At 51.3% G+C, this 22,747-nt stretch carries 19 protein-coding genes and 1 pseudogene; 12 read left to right on the top strand and 8 right to left on the bottom strand.

Features of this window, described 5'->3' with window-relative positions:
- The first annotated feature begins 60 nt into the window (after nucleotides 1-60).
- Nucleotides 61-894: a hypothetical protein gene (locus CKW25_RS00175; protein ID WP_095077348.1), complete on the top strand. Its 834-nt coding sequence runs from the start codon at nucleotides 61-63 to the stop codon at nucleotides 892-894.
- A gap of 58 nt (nucleotides 895-952) precedes the next feature.
- Here CKW25_RS00175 and CKW25_RS00170 read toward each other — a convergent pair whose 3' ends face one another.
- The 3 genes from CKW25_RS00170 to CKW25_RS00160 form a co-directional block, all read right to left on the bottom strand.
- Nucleotides 953-2,095, bottom strand: a complete 1,143-nt coding sequence (locus CKW25_RS00170) for an RES family NAD+ phosphorylase (protein WP_256577883.1) — start codon at nucleotides 2,093-2,095, stop codon at nucleotides 953-955.
- A 143-nt stretch (nucleotides 2,096-2,238) separates the two neighbouring features.
- Nucleotides 2,239-2,961: a hypothetical protein gene (locus tag CKW25_RS00165; RefSeq protein WP_095077021.1), complete on the bottom strand. Its 723-nt coding sequence runs from the start codon at nucleotides 2,959-2,961 to the stop codon at nucleotides 2,239-2,241.
- A gap of 116 nt (nucleotides 2,962-3,077) precedes the next feature.
- Nucleotides 3,078-4,016, bottom strand: coding sequence for a hypothetical protein (locus CKW25_RS00160; protein ID WP_095077020.1), 939 nt, complete (start codon nucleotides 4,014-4,016; stop codon nucleotides 3,078-3,080).
- 519 nt (nucleotides 4,017-4,535) lie between these two features.
- Here CKW25_RS00160 and CKW25_RS00155 point away from each other — a divergent pair.
- Nucleotides 4,536-5,438, top strand: coding sequence for a plasmid partitioning protein RepB C-terminal domain-containing protein (locus CKW25_RS00155; RefSeq protein WP_095077019.1), 903 nt, complete (start codon nucleotides 4,536-4,538; stop codon nucleotides 5,436-5,438).
- Nucleotides 5,439-5,479: 41 nt separating this feature from the next.
- Entirely contained in the window at nucleotides 5,480-5,626 is a 147-nt protein-coding gene (locus CKW25_RS26585; protein WP_172736365.1) for a hypothetical protein, read from the top strand.
- A 70-nt stretch (nucleotides 5,627-5,696) separates the two neighbouring features.
- Here the strand turns inward: CKW25_RS26585 and CKW25_RS00150 are convergent, their stop codons facing one another.
- The gene (locus CKW25_RS00150) at nucleotides 5,697-6,338 is read right to left on the bottom strand and encodes a TetR/AcrR family transcriptional regulator (protein ID WP_095077018.1); all 642 of its coding nucleotides are present in this window, start codon (nucleotides 6,336-6,338) and stop codon (nucleotides 5,697-5,699) included.
- A gap of 92 nt (nucleotides 6,339-6,430) precedes the next feature.
- Between CKW25_RS00150 and CKW25_RS00145 the strand changes: the two genes are divergently transcribed.
- Entirely contained in the window at nucleotides 6,431-7,063 is a 633-nt protein-coding gene (locus CKW25_RS00145; RefSeq protein WP_095077017.1) for an NAD(P)H-dependent oxidoreductase, read from the top strand.
- 657 nt (nucleotides 7,064-7,720) lie between these two features.
- On the opposite strand, the gene CKW25_RS00140 is transcribed toward CKW25_RS00145, so the two are convergent.
- Nucleotides 7,721-8,353 (bottom strand): TetR family transcriptional regulator, encoded by a 633-nt coding sequence (locus CKW25_RS00140; protein WP_095077016.1) that lies wholly within the window; start codon nucleotides 8,351-8,353, stop codon nucleotides 7,721-7,723.
- A gap of 698 nt (nucleotides 8,354-9,051) precedes the next feature.
- Between CKW25_RS00140 and CKW25_RS00135 the strand changes: the two genes are divergently transcribed.
- The 5 genes from CKW25_RS00135 (at nucleotide 9,052) to CKW25_RS00115 (ending at nucleotide 17,919) form a co-directional block, all read left to right on the top strand.
- Entirely contained in the window at nucleotides 9,052-9,675 is a 624-nt protein-coding gene (locus CKW25_RS00135) for an isochorismatase family protein (RefSeq protein WP_095077015.1), read from the top strand.
- Nucleotides 9,676-9,731: 56 nt separating this feature from the next.
- Complete coding sequence (locus CKW25_RS00130; RefSeq protein WP_371854545.1) at nucleotides 9,732-11,624, top strand: anthranilate synthase family protein; 1,893 nt, start codon at nucleotides 9,732-9,734, stop codon at nucleotides 11,622-11,624.
- Complete coding sequence (locus CKW25_RS00125; protein ID WP_256577882.1) at nucleotides 11,581-13,149, top strand: MFS transporter; 1,569 nt, start codon at nucleotides 11,581-11,583, stop codon at nucleotides 13,147-13,149. The genes CKW25_RS00130 and CKW25_RS00125 overlap by 44 nt, the downstream gene beginning before the upstream one ends.
- 65 nt (nucleotides 13,150-13,214) lie before the next feature.
- Nucleotides 13,215-16,676, top strand: coding sequence for a carboxylic acid reductase (car, locus tag CKW25_RS00120; RefSeq protein ID WP_095077012.1), 3,462 nt, complete (start codon nucleotides 13,215-13,217; stop codon nucleotides 16,674-16,676).
- Nucleotides 16,677-16,830: 154 nt separating this feature from the next.
- The gene (locus CKW25_RS00115; RefSeq protein WP_095077011.1) at nucleotides 16,831-17,919 is read left to right on the top strand and encodes a 3-deoxy-7-phosphoheptulonate synthase; all 1,089 of its coding nucleotides are present in this window, start codon (nucleotides 16,831-16,833) and stop codon (nucleotides 17,917-17,919) included.
- Nucleotides 17,920-18,233: 314 nt separating this feature from the next.
- Here CKW25_RS00115 and CKW25_RS00110 read toward each other — a convergent pair whose 3' ends face one another.
- The 3 genes from CKW25_RS00110 to CKW25_RS00100 form a co-directional block, all read right to left on the bottom strand.
- Complete coding sequence (locus tag CKW25_RS00110) at nucleotides 18,234-18,599, bottom strand: histone-like nucleoid-structuring protein, MvaT/MvaU family (RefSeq protein WP_095077010.1); 366 nt, start codon at nucleotides 18,597-18,599, stop codon at nucleotides 18,234-18,236.
- Between the two features lie 327 nt (nucleotides 18,600-18,926).
- Nucleotides 18,927-19,424 carry a 3'-5' exoribonuclease gene (locus CKW25_RS00105; protein ID WP_095077009.1) on the bottom strand — a complete coding sequence of 166 codons (498 nt, stop codon included), beginning with the start codon at nucleotides 19,422-19,424 and terminating at the stop codon, nucleotides 18,927-18,929.
- 153 nt (nucleotides 19,425-19,577) lie between these two features.
- A complete protein-coding gene (locus CKW25_RS00100) occupies nucleotides 19,578-19,877 on the bottom strand; it encodes a hypothetical protein (protein WP_095077008.1) in 300 nt (99 codons plus the stop codon).
- Between the two features lie 198 nt (nucleotides 19,878-20,075).
- Here CKW25_RS00100 and CKW25_RS00095 point away from each other — a divergent pair, with 198 nt between their 5' ends.
- The 3 genes and pseudogenes from CKW25_RS00095 to istB all read left to right on the top strand — a co-directional run bounded on the left by CKW25_RS00095 (nucleotide 20,076) and on the right by istB (nucleotide 22,537).
- Nucleotides 20,076-20,375, top strand: a complete 300-nt coding sequence (locus tag CKW25_RS00095) for a hypothetical protein (RefSeq protein WP_095077007.1) — start codon at nucleotides 20,076-20,078, stop codon at nucleotides 20,373-20,375.
- Between the two features lie 888 nt (nucleotides 20,376-21,263).
- Nucleotides 21,264-21,761: pseudogene (locus CKW25_RS00080) on the top strand (IS21 family transposase); the annotation flags it as partial.
- Between the two features lie 20 nt (nucleotides 21,762-21,781).
- Nucleotides 21,782-22,537 carry an IS21-like element ISPre4 family helper ATPase IstB gene (gene istB, locus CKW25_RS00075; RefSeq protein ID WP_095077006.1) on the top strand — a complete coding sequence of 252 codons (756 nt, stop codon included), beginning with the start codon at nucleotides 21,782-21,784 and terminating at the stop codon, nucleotides 22,535-22,537.
- Nucleotides 22,538-22,747 lie beyond the last annotated feature (210 nt).

Raw genomic sequence — 22,747 nt, 5'->3', positions numbered from 1 at the left:
AGAGTCCAATTGCCCGCCTGACTGTTGAGACAGCGTACCTAATGAACGTTGGAGGACATGATGTCTGAGCAACTGCATTTCACTCGTCAAACCTTACTGGCTGCATCGGATCTGATTGAGAAAGCAGGAACAAACGCAGGCTTTGACCTGATGGTGCAGCGTCTTGAGCTGGATCAGTGGGTACCTTCGGGAAGTGAGCTGTCGGTTCCCAAGAAAAGAGTGGTATTCAACAAGACTCTCATGGCTAGAGCTGAGCTTGTTTTCTGGGCCAGGGAGGGTCAGATGACGCATGGCGAGGCCCTAGTTCGGGAAGCCGTTCGGCTCATGAGTTCGCCTCCCAGATATGAGGAGCAAAAGCAGCTTGAGCGCTGCCTGGCACGAGATGGGTTTAATGTCTCATGGGATGCCGGCGATTGCGGACAAGGCACTCCACCTTGGCTGCGGCGAAGCTTGCCACAAAATGTGGACTTGCCTGCTGGCGATGATCTGGTTCACCAGCACCTGAAGCATTTCGGCTTCGTCAGATCTTGTGGTCATCTTGATCAGGCTATCGACGCACATACCAGGGGGGACTGGGCCGCTGCCAACGCTCAGATCAGGACATTCCTTGAGAGCCTCATTCTGGAAATAGCAACACGGATTGCGTCCGCTGATCTGCCACCGAACCCCAGCTTGAACAACGGCTTTCAAGCCTTGGCCAAATGCGGGTTTCTATCCGAGGGACGTTCCGAATGGAACCAGGATGGGAAAGGTATGCTCAACGGGTTGCTGAAGATGTTGCACTCGGATGGTTCGCATAAAGGCCTCTCGGATGAAGATCATTCCACCTTGCGACTTCATATAGCGCTGGTGACCGCCAGGGCAATATTAAATCGACTGGCTAACGGCAAGTGAGGCGGCCAAGGCCCCACTCTAGCAATTACTCGCTGCACCCTTTGCCCTCGCCGAGCACTCAAAGTGCATGATCGTCCTGCGCATAGTGGACACCCGTAATGGTATGCATCACCAAGCTTCCAGGAACGAAAGTTATCTGAGGGCCCGCCGACGCTTTCGCCCCGAGAATCATGTATCCACCACTGGTAGGTTGAACGACAGAGGTCTCCCGTGACGCCACATGCGAGAACAGCACGATGTTCTGCCCCCCCGGCTTTTGAACTGACTTGAAGATGACTCCGTCGAAACGAGGAAAATGTTGTGTCGCAAGGTATTCAGCGATGACCTGAGTGATCAGGTAGCTTTTTCCTGATCCCGGTAGCACTGGAACCGTGATTTGCTCGTGCAGGTCGCGAAGAAAGTCTCGTCGCCCGGCTTTGAGGGTGTAATTGGGCTCAAAAAAGCTTGGATGCGCGCCCAGATCGGCCTCTGCAAACCGCCCAAAGTCCAATACCCTGACGGTTCCGCTAAGACGGAACTCCCCGCTTACAACATTGCTGCCTACTGGTGGCCGGAGCTCGGCCACACAGGTGTTGCGTTCAAAAGCTCCGTAGAACGCAGGCACTCCTGCTGGGTTCATTCGCCCATCTTTAGCTTTTTCTTTCGGAGGAGCTCCCAGATTGCGGTCTGGATCAGCCGAAATGGAGTCGACTTCTTCAGACGAGGCACATGGGCGAGCTCGGAAAATTGGCGGTGCCGTATCCGATGCTAGCAGCCTTACGACGGCATTTACCTGCGATGAACTGGAATAGCTGTCTAGTCCGTCGAACAGCCAACCCAGGAATTGTCGGGCGCTGTCGTTGAAGAAGCGATTGCCGTGCAGCATGCCTTCCTGGAACTCGACCCACTGCCAACCGATACCATCGGGGAGAAATGGCTTACGGACATAGTTGGTGTCTCGGCTATAAGAATAACCCTCAAGGTCATTGCAGACCGCTTGAACTATAGGCTCTACATTGTCGCAGCGTAGAACCTCACTTACCCAAAACTCCGGTTCATCTCCCTCCTGCGAAAAACCTGGGTTAAAGCGCCGGTAGTATTCACCCTCGCATATATAGGCGTCCAAGACCGCTTTTACCATGCTGGAGATACTTGAAAGGGGAAAGCATTTGCGCTTCACCCCACACAGAGTACACAGCATGGACAAACCTTTACGCTTCATCTGGCGCTCTAGGTACGACTCTTTAACGCACTTGTAACAGACGACTGCTGCCATAGTGGAATTACATTCCCTCTATCAATCCCGAAATGATCCAGCTTTTTTGAGCAATTGTGCCCAAAGGTCGCTGTCCCCAGTGCAGATAATCACGTGGCGGGCTTGTTCATTAATCTTTTGTGCAATTCTTTGAGTTCTCGGCACTCGTTGGGACTGGATTCATTGAGTAGCTCAAGAAGCTCGTTGCTCCCTATCCAGTACCCCGCATGGTCGACCCCCTTCTGGAGCTGCACAAGCTGCTGGTGAGTGAGCTTTGCAGACCAGGCGCGGAAACTCATCTCGACCTTCTCTCGGGTCTCGTGGCATCGAGGGCACAACGCCCGAAGCGAACTGATTGGGTATTCCCAGGGCCGAAATCCATTGCTTATACGGGCGTAGTAGCAATGGTGCGCCTCAAGCCTGCCGGCAGCTCCGCAATCCTGGCATTTATGCTCAGCCACTTGCTTCACGAGGTCAGCTTTACGCTTCCAGCGGGGATCGCGAAGGAGCTGCGAGTACGTGGATCTTGCCGGGGTTGGAGTGAAGTCGTAATCCTCAATCGGGTAAATGCCCAGATTCCAGCTATGCCCCATCTCGTAGTAGAAGCCAAAGCTTTCGAAGATGTCGTCGAATTCGGTGAGATCGCACCCGTAATTCAGCATGTAGTGGATACTGCTGCTGTCGAACACCAAAACGTACACGGCGTCGTTCAGCCAGCTTTCTCCACGCTTCAGCCATTCTGCCGGCGATAGGAAAAATGCATCGCCCAAAAGCTCCTCGCGTACCAGCCAATCCTCGAATGCCAACAATAGGCGGCGTAGATTCTCTTCCATGCGGGGCTTCCATAATGTCTTTGGTCGCCTTCCTCTCGCGGGGGGAAAGCTCAGCAAGCCCGAAGGCAAGGGCAGAACTGCTGAGACGACCTCTGTGGTGTCTTAAGCCCAGAGAGCTATGTCTTTACCGATGCTGATAGCCTGTTGGATGTGAATGAAATCAGATCATCGCCATATTGAATCGCGTCAGCGCGAATAATGAGCTCGTATAGTGCAAATCCTTTCGCTTGGATCACCTGCGAAGAGACCGCAGAGTTCAGCTTCATCTTCTTGAGCGCCTCCTTGGCATCAGCTTTCAAGTCGAAAACCTCAATGATGCGCGCATCTCCCACCTCCTGCAGAGGGTTGGCCACAGCCTGAATGCTTGGCTTGCCAACGTAGAAAATGCAGCATTTTTTGAAACCGAGCATATGAGGATGTTTGGGGCCACGCCGGATGAGCCACATTCCGTTAGGGCCACGCGCAGTGCGATGTGGCACCAGCATCAACTGCCTCACCTTAGCGTTCTCAAAATGCGTCAAGTCCAAAGCAGGGACGCCCATATGAATCAAGGTTCCACCACACCTCAATGTCGCCTTTTCGCTCTCAGCGGCTTTCCAGGAAGCGCCGGGCTCCGCCTCCCGCATGACCCGCCACACGGCAGGTATCAAGTCGAGGGTTTTCTGCCCCATGCCTGTTATGCACTCAAACAGCTGCCTTTCCTTACTCCCAATTTCTTGTGGAGGCACAGCGCTCAGCAGCTCGTTATCTAAAGAAACAAAATCCCACTCCAGAATACCGTCGCGCTCCCAACGCGCAACATCGTTCAGAGTGCAACTAGGGAAGCGCATCTGCTCAGCGCGTAGCGGCACAGAATCGGTATCTCGGGCAGCCCTGCCCGCTGCCAGATCCGGCTTGATCGAATCAATCCGAGCCTGCCAATCGCAATCCTGCGTTGACCAGATCAGCACCGCATCTGGAAACGCAGCCCCCGACCTGTTCACCTCAGGCGTGCCGCTGTAGAACCGAACACCGGGAGTAGCGCCGAAAAACGCCCTGGACAGAATCTGTGGCATCGGAAGACCCGCTCCAGTGGCCGTAAAACTCACAACGACATCCAAGTCGCCGCAGGTAAGCGCACCCCGTGCGTATGAACCAACGACCCAAAGTTCGGTAGCCTCTAAATGACACGTTGCGGTAGTGCCATATGAGTCGTATGAAATGTCGCGAACCGATACCTCATCCAGCGCCTTGCAGATTCGGACAAGTTGCTTCGTAAACCTATCTCTGGGGTAACGCTTTTCATCTGCTTGCAATGTTAAATCTCTTAGGAGGCTGATCCGTTTGGATGCGACCCGCAATTTCCTTTTAGATCACTTTCCAAGGATCTAATCGGCTTCTCTATCAAAATGGTCGTTCCTGTTTCAATCCTTGGGAAAGCGAATCAACCAAGGGAAAAGGCACTGACGAGCGCGGCCGACCAACAACCGCAAATTTTCAGCGCCACACGACTTCTAGGGCTAACCAGGCTGGCTTGATACTGCTGCGTTGCTCTGGACAGTCATCTTGACCCCGGTATTTGGAGAGACGCCGTGATGATAGAGGTCAAGCAGGCATTCGAGCAGCGTGTCATTGCGATTCCCCTAGAGCGAATCCTACCCTCGCGTAAGGTCGAACAACTGACACCCGGAAGTAAAAAGTACGCCAGCATTTTGAGTTCAATAAGAGAACTCGGAGTCGTTGAGCCATTGGTGGTACACCCCAAGTCTGTCGTCGCTGATGGAGTCACTTCGTTCATGCTTTTGGATGGGCATTTTCGTTTAGAAGCACTCAAGGCTTTGGGGGCAACCGAGGCGCTATGCCTGATATCCACCGACGATGAGGGCTTTACCTACAACCGGCAAATCAACCGACTGACACCAATCCAAGAACATAAAATGATCATCTCCGCTCTAAAAAAAGGTATTGAAGCCTCTCGCATTGCGGCGGTGCTTGGGATCAATGTGGATAGGGTTCACGAAAGAGAAAATCTGCTGAAAGGCATAGCGCCTGAGGTCGCGGAGATGCTGAAGGTTCGCATGGTATCGCAGGACGTGTTCCGAGCCCTTCGACTGATGAAGCCCATCCGCCAGATTGAAACAGTTGAAATGATGATCTCAGCCAACTGCTTTACGAGAAATTATGCACGAATGGTCTTGACGGCGTCGCGACCGGAGATGCTGGTTGAGAAGAAGAAAAAACCAAGTGACGTCAGTGCCGTTGACATAGCCCGCATGGAGCGGGAGATGGAGAACCTTCAGCATGATTACAAACAGGTTGAGGACACACTGGGTGAGACCATGCTGGTCTTGGTTGTGGCCAAGGGTTATCTCGTACGTATCCTTCGCAACGATGCCATTGCCGGCTATCTCACTCGCTACTATGCGGAGTTGCTTGAGGAGCTGATGTCTATCATGGAAGCCGTAACCTCCGATGCCAGGCAGCTTGAACGAGAGTAGCACCCGCCTGCTACGCTGACCTCTTCCACGGAGGAATCACAATGTCGAACGCAGACCTGCTCCCTTCCCTGCTCTTCAAGATCAATCAGAACCAGCTAGCCCTCGAAGCCGCGATTATGGAGCTTACCCTTTGGGTCGAGCAGCGCGGATCAGCGGAGGTCGCCAGCAACGTTCGTGGTGCTTTGTGATGCAAGATCGCCTCTGCGCGGTGTCACAATAGTGTAGGGGGGACAGATACGGTAGCCGGCAACTGTCTGCCTATATGGCGCTTGGGGATCCATGGCGTGAACTTCTTTCGACCATCGCGATGATTATTTCCAAAAGCTCGTCCATGGCCTGCTTGGGGGTAATTTCTCCATTGGTAGCGGCATGGGACAACGCCTCGGCCGCGCCAAGCATCGCTCGCAGGCTCGCCGATGAGATATCACCCTTTCCAGCAAAGGGGAGAAAGACCATCCGACATTTGTTCAGAAAAACCTCTTCATACTTGCGCTTGATCATCCCGAGCTCCGGTGAACTGGCCAACGCCGCAATCACGCCGGGTATCTCGGTACCCTGGAGCATCACACAGTCGACATAAGACGATGCAATGACCTTGGCCGCACTCAACAAAGTCGGCTCACTGGTCTGAAGAGCAGCGTCCATGAGTTCGCTTTGACGTGCGTCGAACTCCCGATAGAGCGCCGCGAGCAAACCAGATCGGCTGATGAAATGGTCATAAACCACGGGTTTTGTGACGCCCGCGAGTTCAGCGAGTCTTCCGAGTGTCAGGGCTTCCGTCCCCTCGTTCCGAACGAGCCGCCAGGCGATATCCAGTAACTGACGCTGCCTATTCTCCCTCGACAGACGGCGACGCGGTTCTAGATTGAAGTCCTTATCGCCTGTTTCAGTGCTTGACATAGCTATATACCAAAAGTAACTTACAGATAGAAACCTACCAAAAGTATATAGTTTGTGCCATTCCTTCTCAATCACTAGCAGGAGTTCTCGCCATGCACGCACTCATCGTGATTGCTCACCATGATTCCCGGTCACTCACCCATAGTCTCGCTAAGCAGGTCGCTAAAGGCGTATCCAGCGACCCCAATAACTCATTCGAAATTGCCGACCTCTCGGCGCAGGCTTTCGATCCAAGGTTCACCACGAATGACCTCGCAGTTCATCATAGGGAAGCGCCGCCTCCCGCAGATGTTACTGCCGAACAGACGAGGATTGATCGTGCCGATGCACTTGTTCTGGTCTACCCCATTTACTGGTGGTCAATGCCGGCACTTCTCAAGGGGTGGATTGATCGGGTGTTCACTAATGGCTGGGCGTTCGACTTCAATCCGGAAACCACTCTTGTGAAAAAACTTCGTCACCTGCGGGTTCATCTAGTGGCTGTCGGAGGTGCCGATGAGGGAACCTACGCTCGACACGGATATGCTGATGCAATGAGGACGCAGATTGAGCACGGGATCTTCGATTACTGCGGTGCATGCGTCGTTACATCTGAACTGATGCTCGAGTCGGAAAACCGAGATCCAATCTTTCACCTAGAAGCAGCACGAACTCTCGGTCGTAATCTGTTCACTGCATCCGGGGAGTGTATGTGCAAGGGAGAAAGTTTTTTTTCCATGGTTTGAAATATCGTGTGTCGACGTCATCTGTTGGTCTCATCTTCGACCGACATTGGCCAAGGCTTGATGAAAATGACGTTCAGTATCAATGTAATTAATGGTCAACGAAAAAACAAATGGTCTCGAGAAATGCCCCACCCCTGCAACTAAACCGGCATTCAGTTATGCGTCCGTGGTGAACAAATGTCACTCACCCACCAACAAGATGGACGCGTGAGCATATCTTTCAAGCAAAGGTATTATTGAGAATCTGACAATAACAAAAACAGCCCTTGTTAAGTTTATGCATGCACAACTCACCCAGAAAGCGCGCCAGAAATTTAATTGATCGGCGCCTTAAGTCAGCATGACAACAAAAGCAGTCGATACATTTAAAGCTTAACAAGCCAGCAACACACCACCCACAAAGTTATACTTTACCTCTCAAGAAAAGTGCAAAACATAGATAAATAAGGAAGCGCAGCGTTACTGACGTGTACTACACGAGCACTTCCCTAGACCAAAAAGCCTCAAAACCATATAAAAATGCGCTATAGCTGGAAGGTTAAGACAACTACTTGTAGTTCCTGTAGGTTACGACGAGCGATTGTTAAGCTCACAAGTATTTAAAATAGCTCCTCAATTGATAATTACTCACGCACAAGACTAACAGCAAGACTCGTACTAGCCCTGACAGCTAAAATTCAGCCCATCTTCGATTAGCACGAATATATCATCAAGTACATCCGAATAGAGGACGGAGCGTGCTTCAAGATCCTTCCAAACATCATAAGCTGCGCTATACGCAAACTCTAACACTCCCGCGACGACACCCGGACGAATATCCTCAGCAGGATCGACGCCCATCTTACTTGCAATTACTGAAACCAGCGAAGCTTGCCGGATTTGTGTACGTTCTAAATTCCTGGCGCAAACCAATGGATGGCCGCGAATCAGGTGCTTTAGAATTTTAAATCTATCGGAGTCCAGCCCATAAGAACCCAACTCACAACCATTGACTACCTCGACAACTGCGTGACGCAAAGCCGTCAATATGGGCTCGCCCGCAGGTCTCGCACTCAAGGCTGCGATGACTTCATCATGCTCGACTTCTTGATAATCAAGTACTACGTCTTCTTTTGATGAGAAATATCGGAAAAAAGTACGCGAAGAGACATCAACTTTATCCGTAATATCTTCGATTCTAGTCTCGTCAAATCCCTTTTCTTCGAACAAATTGTACGCTGACTCGATCAGAGCCTCACGTAACATCAATTTCTTCCGCTCTCTGCGGCCGAGATCCTCAGGTGCCTTCACAATGTACCTCTTGCCGATTAATTTCTATTGCTCGCCTTCGTCTCGCTGCCAGCTTAGCGACTAAAGCTTTTAACACAGCCAGACTATTTTCTCAATGAGATAAATAACACATCAAGACAAATGTCATCGACTGAATAATTGCTGATTTGGCCTCTGCACTGTGAACGTTGAGAGATGGCGATGAGATTTCAGCAGAGCCTATTCTGGTCATTATGACAACCGGGCGTTCATCCCCCCTAAACAAGGGCTGTCAGTGTGACGCTGTGCTGAGCTCAATGTTAGATGACCTTGGCACGACTGCCCGAGTTTCTATGGCGCCAAGCGCCAATATTACCCCCCGCACGCACCGAGAGCCGAAACTACGTGATAACGAACTAAATCTCGACGGCGGACACGACTCCTTTGCAGGGGTGGTTATCCAGACCAGCTGCGATCAATGGATGGAGAGCCTGCTTTTACTTTTAATCGGAATCATTTTGGTACAAAAATCTCTAAGCGATTGAAAACAATACACTTAATTTTAGTCGCAAGCTGAATGTTATCACCTTGCGAATTTTGTCAGTTGACATAATCTGTCGCGCAGTGACAGGATTATTTGACGCAAGCGCATGGACTATCCGCCATGTGTACCGTAGTCCGTTAGCGGGCACTGTCCTCGCAGAGGTTGCATTCATTTGTTGGTTTTCAAGGAGAGAATCATGACCGGCATACCTTCCATTTCACCGTACGAAATGCCCACCTCATTCGACCTTCCCCCAAACATCGCCCAGTGGGATATTGACCCCAACCGCGCTGTTTTGCTCATTCATGACATGCAGCGGTACTTCGTTCAGCCGTTCGATGGGCAACATCGTACTCACCTTGTTCAAAACATCTCATTACTGTGCGAGCGCGGCAGGAGATTGGGTGTACCTATTGCGTACTCGGCCCAACCAGGTGGGATGAGTCCAGAGCAACGGGGTTTGCTGAAGGACTTTTGGGGCCCAGGAATGAAGGTTGATCCGGAAGATCGAAAAATCGTTGAGGAGCTAGCACCTGCACCCAACGACTGGATCTCTACCAAATGGCGTTACAGCGCCTTCTTTCGCTCAGGCCTACTCGAGCGCATGCGTGAAGCAGGTCGTGACCAACTCGTAATTTGCGGGGTCTACGCCCATGTTGGGGTACTGTTCACCGCAGTCGAAGCATTCACCAACGACATTCAGACGTTTCTAGTTGCAGACGCCGTCGCAGACTTTTCGGAAAAACATCATCGCCTTGCCCTCGAGTATGCGGCACAACGTTGCGCCGTTGTTTGCACGACTGAGGATGTTTTTATATGACCACTCCTCTGAACGCGCCCGACAATAAAGACGAGCTGCTCAATAGCGTTCTTTCCATGTCGCCTCCTGCGTATGCGCTGATTTATCGGCCAGAGTCCGCGAACGGCGACTCCGTAGAGATTCTGACAGGTACAGTTGAGCACTTAGAAAAACTCGCTGATCTATCCAGGTGCTATCGTCCACGAGCGTCAACAATAGGCGGACATGACGTATTGGCGATCATTCCTTACCGCCAGATAACTGAACGGGGCTTCGAATGCGTTGATGATAAAGAACCGCTGATCGCACTGACCATTGATGCAGCAACGACCCTCTCAAAACGCGAAGTCCTGGAGCAAATCCCTGATACGGGTATCACAATAAGCGGTGAACATTACGACATCGACGATGACGCCTACGCCGAGACTGCTTTAAAGATCATCAAAGATGAAATTGGCATGGGGGCAGGTTCGAATTTCGTATTGAAACGCTCATTCCTCGCATCCATTGATGATTTCAGTCATCGCAAAGCGTTGACACTCTTTCGCCGGCTGTTGCAACAGGAGATTGGAGCATATTGGATTTTCATCATCCACACCGGTGACAGAGTCTTCGTCGGTGCGACGCCAGAGCGGCACGTCAGCATGGAGCAGAACGTGGCCACCATGAATCCCATCAGTGGTACCTATCGATATCCGGCATCAGGGCCGAGCGTCGAAGGAGTTCTGGATTTCCTATCTGACAGCAAGGAGACCGAAGAACTGTATATGGTCGTGGATGAAGAGCTCAAGATGATGGGCAATGTCTGTACCCTAGGAGGCACTATCGAAGGCCCCTATCTGAAGGCAATGACTCGTCTGGCACACACGGAATATCTCATAAAAGGGGAAACCCAATCGGAACCTTGGGAAATTCTGCGCGAGACGTTGTTTGCTCCAACTATCACAGGAAGCCCACTCGAAAACGCCTGCCGAGTCATCAAAAAATATGAGCCTGAGGGCCGCGCCTATTACAGCGGAATCGTTGCGCTGTTAGGCCGCGAACGAAGCGGTCAGCACTACGTTGATTCATCGATCCTGATCCGCACTGCAGATATAAATAAGTACGGAACGATCAGAATTTCTACCGGATCCACACTGGTAAGAAACTCGAACCCGACTTCAGAAGCTGCCGAAACCCGAGCAAAAGCTTCAGGTCTGCTTTCAGCTCTTGGCGTTTTGGATACAACAGCCGGGACTCTTAATTCCAAGCCCGGTGAACCGTCTCCTGAAAATCGATATAAAGACCTCGTCACCCATCCTCGCATCAGCGCCGCGCTTAATAAACGTAATGACCACATTTCAAGTTTTTGGCAAGCGTCTGCGAAAGACCGTGCTCGTCCACAAAAGGAGCTAGAGGGTCTTAGAGTTTTGGTATTGGATGCCGAGGACACGTTTACCTCGATGATATGCCACCAACTCAGTGCGCTCAGTCTGTCAGTGACAGTAGCAAATGCAAATAAACCAATAGATTACAATGGCTACGACATCTTTGTATTAGGCCCTGGCCCAGGAGACCCTTGCGACCAAAAAGATGCGAGAATTAACAGCCTGCATAATGCAGTTAAAACGTTGCTTGAGCAACGGCGCCCTTTTTTGGCTGTCTGTCTAAGCCACCAAGTGCTTTGTTCTCACTTAGGGCTAGAATTGATGCGCAAAGAAACCCCAAATCAAGGAACTCAGAAAGAAATTGATCTTTTTGGAGTCGCAGAAAAAGTTGGCTTCTATAACACCTTTGCCGCCATGACAAACTGCTCAGAACTTCAATATAGTAAAGGCATAACGATTGAGGTTAGCCATGATATTCAGTCCGGTGAAGTGCATGCACTACGCGGGCCACTATTCTCATCTTTTCAGTTTCATCCGGAATCCGTATTGACCCAACACGGTGCAAAAATACTCGGCACGGCTATTTGCGACTTACTTAAGTAAGAAGCACCCACTAAAACTTCGCCCCACAAACAAACTCATAACTAAAGGTCATTTTATTATGCACCAAGCTACTATCGCTCAGCCTGCGGATAGGCAAGCATGGCTAGGATTACTTACGGTACTGGGACTGGTTGCACTGGTCGCGATGGATGGTTCCGTTCTGTACTTAGCTATGCCCAGAATCACCTCCTCTCTTATGCCTAGTGCTGACCAAGCACTATGGATTCTGGATATTTACGGTTTCGTAGTCGGATCACTTCTGGTGGCGTTCGGAAACATCGGTGACCGATACGGAAGATTGAAGCTTGTGATGGTAGGAGCGATGATCTTCGGCGGGGCATCCGTTGGAGCTGCACTCTCGACAACCCCTGAGAGCCTAATTGCGTTCAGAGCACTTATGGGATTGGGAGGAGCAACGCTATTGCCTTCTGGCCTGGCAATTGTCAGCAATCTTTTTCCTGACCCTAAGCAGCGTGCGCAAGCTATTGGGATTTTTGCAGCGACTTTCGCGGGCGGATTTGCCGTCGGGCCACTGATCGGCGGAATGCTGCTGAACAACTTCACGTGGGGGTCTGTCTTTCTTATCAACGTTCCCGTGGTGTTGATTTTCATGCTCTCCGCGCCATATCTACTACGCGAGGTACATGCTGAGTCGACAGGCAGAATCGACGTACCGAGTCTCGCTCTGTCGTTTATTGGCATCCTGCTCTTCACCTACTCACTCAAAACGGCAGCTGCGTACGGCATTTCCACCAGCCAGCTGGTCTCTGGCGTGATTGGAGTTATTGGACTTTTCTGGTTTGTCAGTAGACAGCGGCATCTTAAGCACCCTTTGCTTGATGTGAGCCTGTTCAAAGATCGGATTTTCACCATTGCGATTTTGACCGGACTATTGTCCCTAGTAGTTTGGTCTGCTACCGGCTATCTCGTAGGTATCTACATTCAATCAGTACTCGGGTTCGACGTTTTCACCACTGCAATGCTCACTGTGCCTGGAGCACTCGTCCTCACCGCCACATGTATTTGGACTAGCAAGATCGTTGAACGAATCGGGAAGAAATGGGCGCTTGTAGCCACGCATTTCCTGATCAGTGGTGGGATGTTGCTGTTACTTATGACGGACACCAGCTATGGCGCAGTATTTTTTGTTGCCTCAACGATAATTGCGGGCGTCGGATACGGCCTTTCCTTCAGCCTGGTCGCCGAGATTGCAGTATCAGCAGTACCATCTGAACGAGCAGGTGCTGCAGCCGCTATAGCAGAGACCAGTAACGAGATCGGCAACGCCTTGGGTATATCTGTACTCGGTTCACTCGCAGCACTGTGGTTTCGCCTATCGGGCCCTGACATTGCTGGCACTCTGAACGAAACGCTCGATACGTCAGGTCTCGCCGCCGAAACGATAGCCCAAGCACAGCAGGCATTCTTGACTGGCATGCACCTCGCAATAGCTGTTGCTGGCCTACTTACCTTTGCCGTAGGACTACTCGCTATCTACTGGCTACCCAAGACACTTCCCGAATAAATCACTGGATCGGATTATTCGATTATCTGAGCACTATCCGCAAATTTTTTATCAAGGAACGAATTATGAGCTTGGCAAAAATCGTCGCTGACACGATGAGCAAGTACGCAGATCGCCCTGCTATTGGGGAGCGAGACAGAACGTTTATTACTGATGAATACAGTAAAGAGGTGTCATTTAAGCTGCTACCAAGTTACAGCACGATAACTTATGGCGAACTCTGGAAGCGAACAGGTGCGTTGGCAGCCGAACTACACCACAACACCTGTGCGCCTCTGACTGCAGGCAGCTCGGTTGCATTTCTGGCCTTCACGAGCGGCGATTACGCCACATTAGATTTAGCTTGCATTCGTCTCGGTGCAATAACCGTCCCTCTTCAAACAGGATCGTCCCAAGCTCAAATAGACTCTATTTTACAAGAAACCGAACCTCTGATCTTCGCGGCAGGTATTGACTACTTGGATATCGCTGTGGAAGTTGCATTGAAAACCCCTTCTATTCGTCGAGTCTTGCTACTGGATTATTATTCAGAGGTGTCCGAACACTCGAAAAAACTCGATGCCGTACGCAGTCACCTGGACAGCAATTCCAGTGCGGTATCAATCGTTCCTCTGCAAGATCTGCTTACAAAAGGGGCCTCCTTACCTGAGCCCCCCTTGTATAACAGCCTGTCCTCGGATGACGAACTGTCGATGCTGATATATACATCAGGCAGCACAGGCACGCCAAAAGGTGCCATGTACACACAGAAGCTTGCATCTGGAATGTGGGGCGGCTCGTGGGCCACTATTTTTTCAGAAGAGAGAGCTATTACATTTCACTACATGCCGATGAGCCACGTCGCTGGTCACTCTTCGCTTAAAAGCACTCTTGCTAGAGGCGGCACCTGCTATTTCACGGCCAAGAGCAATCTTTCCACCTTGCTCGAAGACATCTCGTTAAGCAAGCCAACGGAATTATCGTTGGTGCCACGGATATGCGAGATGATTTATCAAAAATATCAAACAGAACTGGTCAGAAAAAAAGCTAGCCACGGCGATGATACATCCTTGGCGATTTTGGAGGATATCCGGGTAAATGTCTTGGGAGGACAAGTTGGCTGGGCCAGTTGCAGTTCCGCCCCGCTGTCCAATGAGCTGAAAATTTTTACGCAAAAGCTACTGAATATTCCGCTTCACAATGTTTACGGCTCCACGGAGGCAGGTGCAATCTGGATTGACAATGAGCTACTCAGTCCTCCAGTCGAAGACTATAGAATTATCGATGTACCCGAGCTCGGCTATTACGGTACCGATTCGCCCTTCCCTCGCGGCGAGTTGCTTTTGAAAACGCAGTCGATCATCCCTGGTTACTACAAACGACCGGAGTTAGCCACTGAGCTCTTCGATGAACATGGATACTACAAAACCGGAGATATTGTGGCCGAAACAGGTCATAATCGACTGGTCTATGTAGATCGACGTAAGAATGTGATCAAATTGTCCCAAGGCGAATTTGTCGCGACGGCTCAATTGGAGACTACATTTTCGGCAATACCAGAGATCCAAAGTATCTTCGTGTATGGAAGAAGCGAATGGTCTCACTTACTTGCTGTTGTTGTTCCCTCCAAACAACTTACAAAACGCTTCGACGGTAAAGCAGAACTGATCAAGCAATTTCTCGGTGATGCCATTCGCAAGCTGGCGAAAAAATCCGAGCTGCGCAGCTATGAAATTCCACGGGACTTGTTGATCGAAAGTGAACCCTTTACCCAATCTAACGGGTTGCTTTCTGATCACGGCAAACCTTTGTGGCCTAAGCTCCGCGAAAGGTATGCTGAGCGGCTTGAGGAGCTAAACGATCAGCTTGTATCCAAAGAGCTGGATGAGCTCCATGATATTCACGAACGGATAAACCAGCAGTCGGTACTCGAAACGCTAAAACAAGCGGTACGCAGCTTAGTGGGGGGAGCTACCGAAGAAATCAGCCCTCATGCACAGTTCAGAGAGCTTGGGGGAGACTCGTTATCCGCGGTCAGTCTCGCTTCAATACTTTCTGATGCTTATGGAATCACCATTCCCGTCGATATGCTGATTAGCCCCGTGTACGATCTGCAGCACGTTTCTGACTACATTGAAAAGACGCTCCAGTCGGGCCAGATTCGTCCCTCGGCTGCATCAATTCATGGTGCAAAGCCAAACGTATTCCACGCAAAGGATCTCTCACTCGAAAAATTCATTAGCCCAGATGTCCTGCAGAAAGCACGAGGGCTAAAAGCGTCCGCCAATTCAGCTCGAACAATCCTGCTCACGGGCTCGACCGGTTATCTAGGTAGGTTCTTGTGCCTGCAGTTACTAGAAGCGTTTGGTGAAACGGGAGGCAAGCTGATCTGTGTCGTGCGAGGTAAAAATGTGGCGTCGGCGACCAAACGGCTTCATGAGTCCTTCGGTAGCGAGAACTCACAGGTTTTCAGAAAACTACGATCACTGTCCGCTCTACACCTTGAGGTACTGGCAGGCGATATTGGAGAACCCAAGCTTGGACTGGATCCGGAAACCTGGGACAGACTAGGTAAGGAAGTAGACACCATTGTCCATGCAGGAGCCCTGGTGAACCACGTCCTTCCGTACAGTAACTTGTTTGACGCCAATGTGACCGGTACAGCGGAGATCATCAGCCTGGCTCTCTCACACCACCTAAAGCCTGTTGTATTCTTGTCCAGCATTGCCGTGGCATCTTTAGTGAACACCCGAACCATTTTGGATGAGGACGCTGACATCCGTATTGCAGCCGCCGAAATTGAAGCGGACGATACCTACGCAGCCGGCTATGGACTCAGTAAATGGGCGAGTGAGGTATTGCTTAGAGAAGCACACAACCATTACGGGTTGCCTGTCACCACATTCCGCTCAAGCATGATTCTGGCGCATAGCCAATATCCTGGACAGTTGAATGTCCCCGATATGTTTACTCGCCTTCTTTTGAGCGTCGCACTCACAGGCATTGCTCCATCATCATTTTATCGCTCCACCGGAAACGGGGGACTGCCTCATTACGATGGTTTACCGGTCGACTTCACTGCCTCCGCGATACTGAAAATTGGGGTAAGACAATACGCGGATTCGTATCGGTCATTCAATCTGGTGAATCCGCATAATGATGGAATTTCGCTGGATACATTTGTCGACTGGATGATCGACCATGGCGTCAACATCAGAAAAGTTTTTGACTATGCTGATTGGCATAATCGATTCGAAACGGCGTTGCGCGGCCTTCCGGAACACCTAAAACAGCATTCGTTACTACCGCTCATGCATGGTTTTAGCAAACCAACAGAGGTCATCAGTGGCTCAACCATTCCTTCCGATCGTTTTCAAGGAGCCGTTGACGCATTCGAGTCCGGTTCAGAGACCTTTGCAATCCCACATATATCTAAATCTCTGATTCGAAAATATGTAACGGACTTGCAATCCCTGGGACTGTTGGGAGAGTTGCTTAAGGGGTTAAATCGCGCCCCTTCTGCTGCCATACCTCAATTACAATTATAAGCCAAGAGAAACGTACATAACCGCTTGAATCAATCGTAAATGGTCGATTTTATCGATCACTGTTTTCGACGAAAAACAAAACCTTGAAATGGTTTAGTTGCGGCTCCTGCTAATTGGGAGCTGCAGAATTTCTGCTTATGATCAGGTAGCCAATATGAACTCCAATTCACGCACGTCACCGTCATCGTTATCAGTATGTTCTGACACACAACTACAGCTACCAAGCACTCTTGGACTAAAACAAAAACTCCCAATAACGGATGCGCTTACGCGCCAAGTCCAAGACAATCGCAATACAATACGCGCAATTCTGAACGGTGAAGATGAAAGACTACTAGTGATTGTGGGGCCCTGTTCGCTCCATCATCCAGACTCTGCACTTGAATACGCCGAAAAGCTTTTAGCTTTAGCTCAATCGTTAAATGACGAAATTTTTTTAGTGATGCGTACATATATTGAAAAGCCGCGCACGACGGTTGGCTGGAAGGGCTTGGCTTATGATCCTTGGCTCAACGGTAGCAACGATGTACATGCAGGACTGGAGATTGCGCGGATACTGTTGCGAGACATCGTGGCCAAGGGTTTACCTATTGCAAATGAAGTCCTTCATCCTATAGCAGCCGGATACTTCGATGATCTGATGAGCTGGGCTGCTGTTGGGGCTCGAACTACCGAATCGCAAGTCCATCGAGAGTTAGTTAGCGGTTTAGGCATCCCAGTAGGCTTCAAGAATGGCACCGACGGCGGCGTTGCAATTGCATGTGATGCTATGCGCGCCGCAGCACATCAACATACCCATTTTGGAGTAAACAGCCAAGGGGTCGCGGCGGTTATTAAAACCGATGGCAATCCAGATACTCATCTAGTTTTGCGGGGCGGCATAGCAGGCCCGAATTATGATCGTTTCAGTGTTGCTACCGCTAAGACAGCCATGGATAAAGCCGCCCTTCCCTCGCGGATTTTGGTTGACTGCAGTCATTCCAACAGCGGTAAGAGCCATACTCGTCAACCCGGAGTATTTGCAAACGTACTGGAGCAGCGCTTGGACGGAGAGCATTCCCTCAAAGGGATGATGCTTGAGAGCCATCTTTATGAAGGCTGTCAGGTATTAGGCAAATCCCTGCGATATGGCGTGTCAGTGACTGATGCATGTTTGGGGTGGGATGCTACCGAGGCTTCGTTGACGCATGCTGCATTGACGTTAGCCAAGGCTAAACCACGGATGAAGGTGATTGCCGTCTAACCAGACTTGCTGAGAGCTGAAGGTGGGTGCACGAGGCGTCAGCATCACAGCGCCTCATAATCACCATCAGGTATATCAGTAAGGCATGGATGAACTATCAAATGTTACAGTATCTGAGTCGACGTTTCAATTCTATGAGCGTCCGATCTTAGTGCGATAGCGGAGCCTTGCTATTTCCAAAACTACTCGCAGCGTTGTTCGGTCTCGTCTGTTTAACATCAGTCTTATACGTAACCATTCCAATGTATCAAATCTCGAATCGTCTACCAAAGTGAAAGGGCCCCGCAGGGCCCTTGTTTGTACTCAAACCAAAATCACTTGGTCAGCCAAGACTCGACTTTTGCAGAACCGTGTTCAGCCTTCCACTCTTTCAACGTCTTGTGATTGCCACCTTTGGTTTCGACGACTTCACCTGTGTTCGGATTTTTGTAGATCTTCACTTGGCGTGGCTTACGGCTGCTGGATTTGGATTCGGCTGCTGGTGCGCGACGGCCAGACTTCGGATCAAGCAGGTTGATCACGTTCGGCAGGCTGTAGCCGTACTCGGCAAGCAGAGCGCGCAGCTTGGTTTCAAATTCGATTTCTTTCTTGAGGCCAGCGTCGCCTTTCAGCGCCTCGAGAGCTTGAAGCTGTTCGGCGAGGTGTTTTTCGAGCTGGCGGAATTCTGCGAGTTTAGACATGACGGTTCTCTTTTCGGTAGTTGCCTAACAGTATATTGCAAATCGGTCATCGCAATAGGGACTGCTTGCGACAACTGAGACTGAAACAGAGAAGCCAAAAATTATGGCTCAGCAATAATTATGGCTGAGCCATAATTTGGAATAATCCTGTTTTGCCGTTTTCCCCACCCCTCTGTCGATGGCGAAACTCGAATCACTTGCAGTGAAGCGCTGACTCATTATCTCCCTGCACCCCCCATTCCGGATCGTTGGCACATTCGCTGGCTCCTAGGCCATCTGCCATTAATGCCGGACGATACAAAAGAAGCTGTCGAACTGAGATGCGCCTTATGGTGACAAAACAAGCCGGGATGCCAAGAGCTTGAAAAGCTCTGCAAGCGCTCGTGCGTCTAGCAACGCATGGTGTGGTAGATCACACAGCTCTACCTGTTCAAGAGCTTCTGCATTTACCTGATGGAAAAGGATCGTGAGGTTGGTAGGTTGATTCATAACCTGGCCTGGCCAGGGTTGATGATCTGCACGAGCGAGATCGCAGAAAAAATCCCAATCCCACTGTGGCGCATCTGAACACACCTCAAGTTCCTCGTCGAAACCGTCTAGAAATCTTCGAAGAGACGCTTGGGCTTCGACAAGCGACTGCCCATATCGCAGAGGATCGAGCTGCGGTAGAACATTCCGGATGACGAAATCACTGCAGTCCTCGACCGAATAAGTATCAGTCAGCTCAACATAGAACTCTTCGCCTGACTCCGATACCAGCGCTAGGGATATCAGTTTCGAGTCCTGATTGAGCTGGGTAAATTCGCAATCTAGGAATATCTTCAACGCCCTATCCTTTACAACGATTGTTAGCGTGATCTGTCATTGTAGCCGTGTTCGCCCCACTATTTACAATACCGATGGATTTTCGAGGAGCGTAGCTACAAGGTCGGCCGAGTAAGATGAGGCGCTGCATTCGTGATTGGACGCGGAGAGCTGTCAGTCGTCTCCCCAGGGATCGAATTTGTCCCCATACCTAGCGTGTAAGGCGCGATTGCGTTCGATCCGCCTAATCCACGGATCGTAGTCCTCGGGCAACGCGGCGAGCTTAGCGCTGATGATCATTTGCACCGCTTTGTCACGCAGTAACTTGCTGGTCAGCTCGCGGTATTCGCCAAGCGTAACCACACCATAAATGGCGTGATTGTCTTTTACGTAGAGGTCGGTCATTCCTACCCGCAGATGGCCATATTTTTCTACGTCATCGGGGTAGATGTCCTCTAGGCTGAGGTATCCCATATCGAACTCCGGGCTAAGAATGTACTCGCTGAATGGCACTGTCTATACGCTCCACAATGTTCAAAGACGCCACCGAAAGCATGCACCATCATTGAAATCGTTTCTTCGCGCCAGCGCCTACAAAAGCCAGCCAACAGCAGGCGATATAGTGTGCGCATGATAGCCTCCGCTCAGTTATCACTGTTCTGAGAATCCGCTTTGAACGCACCTGACGCGCGCTCCGATTTCACCACCCTGATCAACGCACCTAAATTTTCCGATGACCCTATTGGGCACCGCCAGAAAAAGCGGTGGCAGCTCATCGCTGAAGACATCTACAAAAGCACATCCAAAGAGGCTTTGCTCGAAGCAAGAGGCAGAGCTGAAGGCTACATCCATGGCCTTGTGGACGCTGGACATTTGTCGACAAGAGACACCGACCGCGACTATCTCATTTTGAGCATCGTCCAACGGCGACGTGAGTTTTTACAGAAACTGCTGAACGAGTACGGTTACTGAGCTAAGGCGAGCTGTGAATCTCTCCGACGGCAAAATGAGCATCACAGGATAGAGGCAGTCTGAAGCGCTCCGCACGGCTAACTCGGAGCGCTGCTGATTGAAACCGTAAGATGGCTAGCAAGCGATTTTTCAGAGGTCTGAAGGAGCTCGAGAAATGAGTTTTGGCCTGAATCGACTCCCATTCCATCATTGAAAGGAGCACCGCAGTCCTGCGTTCCCCCCCCTGATGAGAACCGGTTTACGAGTCGTGATTACCTTCTCGAGCAACTCATCGAAATTGCTCGTTGCTCGAGTAATCGTCCAGCGCTCTTCATCTGGCATGCGGTCACGTCTCCACATCCGTTGAGATCAAGAATTCAGTCGTGGATCAGATTCGAGGCGTTCACCCGACCGAAGCAACTCAAGAAAACTACGTCAGCCGAGCATCTCCTCCCCTGCGCCGTAAAGGAGCTGGGAAATCTCTTCTAACGTAACCATGTGAATTTCTCGATCGATTTAGGTTTAGATCGCACGAATGGAAGTCATCCCAGCGCTAGAACGTAGGGAAAAACTCAAATTGCTGAGGTTTATCGCTGAATGCCGCGCATCAAATCTCGAGCAAAAAACTCTGATCGAAACCGGTCTCTTCGGTCGGGTATCCGCGAGGATTTGACACTACTCGGCATCCTCGTTTAACGAAATCCGCAGCGATGTGGGTATGTCCATAAATCCAAAGATCGGCCTTCTCCAGAAGCTCAGGCCAATTGTTTGCGTACGCGGCAATGAGGTGCGCAGGAAAAGCCTGACTCACGTATTCCGACGTAGGAGCATGGTGCGTGACGACAATAGTTTTACCGGCGAAGGGCTTGTCCAGTTCTCCAGTGAGCCAGACGTACGCCGCCTGTGATTTACTACTCGGTGCCGTACCAACTGGTGAAGCATCAGCTCGAAGTGAGGCTGACCGCGCAGACGGTGGAGTGCTTCCATGCCAACCAGCGCGTGGCCAGCCATCGTCGCTCGCCGCACAAAGGCCGCCACACCACTCAGACCGAGCACATGCCCAAGAGCCATCGCGAACATGCCGAGTGGACGCCGCAGCGACTGATCCGCTGGGCCGAGCAGACCGGGCCGAACACCGCTGGCGTCATCGCCTACATCCTTGAACGCCGAATCCATCCGCAGCACGGCTTCCGCGCCTGCCTAGGCATCCTGCGTCTGAGCAAACAGCACGGCGAAGAGCGGCTGGAAGCCGCTTGCCAGCGTGCGCTGGCGCTGGGCGCATGCAGTTATAAAAGCCTCGAATCGATCCTGCGCCAAGGACTGGAACGGCTGCCACTGGCCCAGCAAAACCTGCCGTTACTACCCGACGAGCACATCAACCTGCGCGGCCCTGGCTACTACCACTGACCTGAAAAAGGAGTACGAACATGCTGCCCAATCCAACACTCGACAAGCTGCAAACCCTTAGGCTGCACGGCATGATCAAGGCACTGAGCGAGCAACACGCCACGCCCGACATCAACGATCTCAGCTTCGACGAACGCCTCGGCCTGATGGTGGATCGCGAGCTGACCGAGCGCGAAAACGCCCGCCTAACGACTCGCCTCAAAGCTGCCCGACTGCGCCACAACGCCTGCCTGGAAGACATCGATTATCGCAGCCCGCGTGGCCTGGACAAGTCTCTGATCCTGCAACTGGGCAGCGGCCAGTGGCTGCGCGACGGCCTGAACCTGATCATCGGCGGCCCCACTGGCGTAGGCAAAACCTGGCTCGCCTGCGCGCTGGCCCACAAAGCCTGCCGCGACGGTTACAGCGTGCGCTACCTGCGCCTGCCGCGCTTGATGGAAGAGCTTGGCCTGGCCCACGGCGATGGCCGCTTCGCGAAACTAATGGCCGGCTACGCCAAGACCGACCTGCTGATCCTGGACGACTGGGGCCTGGCGCCATTTACCGCTGCGCAACGGCGCGACATGCTGGAACTGCTGGACGACCGTTACGGGAACCGCTCGACGCTGGTCACCAGCCAGATGCCGGTGGACAAATGGCATGCGCTGATCGGCGATCCAACCTTGGGCGATGCGATCCTCGACCGTCTGGTGCACAACGCTTACCGCATCGAACTCAAGGGCGAATCGATGCGCAGGCGCGCAACGAAATTGACGGCACTAGGGACTTCAGACTAACAATGCAAACCTGCGTCGCTGCGCTCCGACTGCCTGGCCGGATGAGCGTGGAACGGGTGGCCGGATGTTGGTGGACTGGGTGGCCAGATGGCGTGGAATGCGCAGTCAGCGTGCTAAACACCAACACAGCGCGCTTTCAAATTGTCACTTGCACAACAAAAGTCTGCAGAGCTTTCTCAGGTAAACACTACAGGCTGAACCTTTGAAAGC

It is taken from the genome of Pseudomonas sp. Irchel s3h17 (assembly GCF_900187505.1).
Lineage (GTDB): Bacteria > Pseudomonadota > Gammaproteobacteria > Pseudomonadales > Pseudomonadaceae > Aquipseudomonas.
Note: the sequence above shows the minus strand (reverse complement) of the source record. Positions and strands in the feature narration are given on the sequence as shown.

Bases quoted from the DNA above. Each gene is read 5' to 3' on its own strand.
- CKW25_RS00155 (WP_095077019.1), top strand. From the start codon at position 4,536: ATGATAGAGGTCAAGCAGGCATTCGAGCAGCGTGTCATTGCGATTCCC.
- CKW25_RS00130 (WP_371854545.1), top strand. From the start codon at position 9,732: ATGTCGCCTCCTGCGTATGCGCTGATTTATCGGCCAGAGTCCGCGAAC.
- CKW25_RS00175 (WP_095077348.1), top strand. From the start codon at position 61: ATGTCTGAGCAACTGCATTTCACTCGTCAAACCTTACTGGCTGCATCG.
- CKW25_RS00110 (WP_095077010.1), bottom strand. From the start codon at position 18,599: ATGTCTAAACTCGCAGAATTCCGCCAGCTCGAAAAACACCTCGCCGAA.
- CKW25_RS00100 (WP_095077008.1), bottom strand. From the start codon at position 19,877: ATGGGATACCTCAGCCTAGAGGACATCTACCCCGATGACGTAGAAAAA.
- CKW25_RS00160 (WP_095077020.1), bottom strand. From the start codon at position 4,016: ATGCCACAGATTCTGTCCAGGGCGTTTTTCGGCGCTACTCCCGGTGTT.
- CKW25_RS00170 (WP_256577883.1), bottom strand. From the start codon at position 2,095: ATGAAGCGTAAAGGTTTGTCCATGCTGTGTACTCTGTGTGGGGTGAAG.
- CKW25_RS26585 (WP_172736365.1), top strand. From the start codon at position 5,480: ATGTCGAACGCAGACCTGCTCCCTTCCCTGCTCTTCAAGATCAATCAG.
- car (WP_095077012.1), top strand. From the start codon at position 13,215: ATGAGCTTGGCAAAAATCGTCGCTGACACGATGAGCAAGTACGCAGAT.
- CKW25_RS00165 (WP_095077021.1), bottom strand. From the start codon at position 2,961: ATGGAAGAGAATCTACGCCGCCTATTGTTGGCATTCGAGGATTGGCTG.
- CKW25_RS00115 (WP_095077011.1), top strand. From the start codon at position 16,831: ATGAACTCCAATTCACGCACGTCACCGTCATCGTTATCAGTATGTTCT.
- istB (WP_095077006.1), top strand. From the start codon at position 21,782: ATGCTGCCCAATCCAACACTCGACAAGCTGCAAACCCTTAGGCTGCAC.
- CKW25_RS00150 (WP_095077018.1), bottom strand. From the start codon at position 6,338: ATGTCAAGCACTGAAACAGGCGATAAGGACTTCAATCTAGAACCGCGT.
- CKW25_RS00145 (WP_095077017.1), top strand. From the start codon at position 6,431: ATGCACGCACTCATCGTGATTGCTCACCATGATTCCCGGTCACTCACC.
- CKW25_RS00135 (WP_095077015.1), top strand. From the start codon at position 9,052: ATGACCGGCATACCTTCCATTTCACCGTACGAAATGCCCACCTCATTC.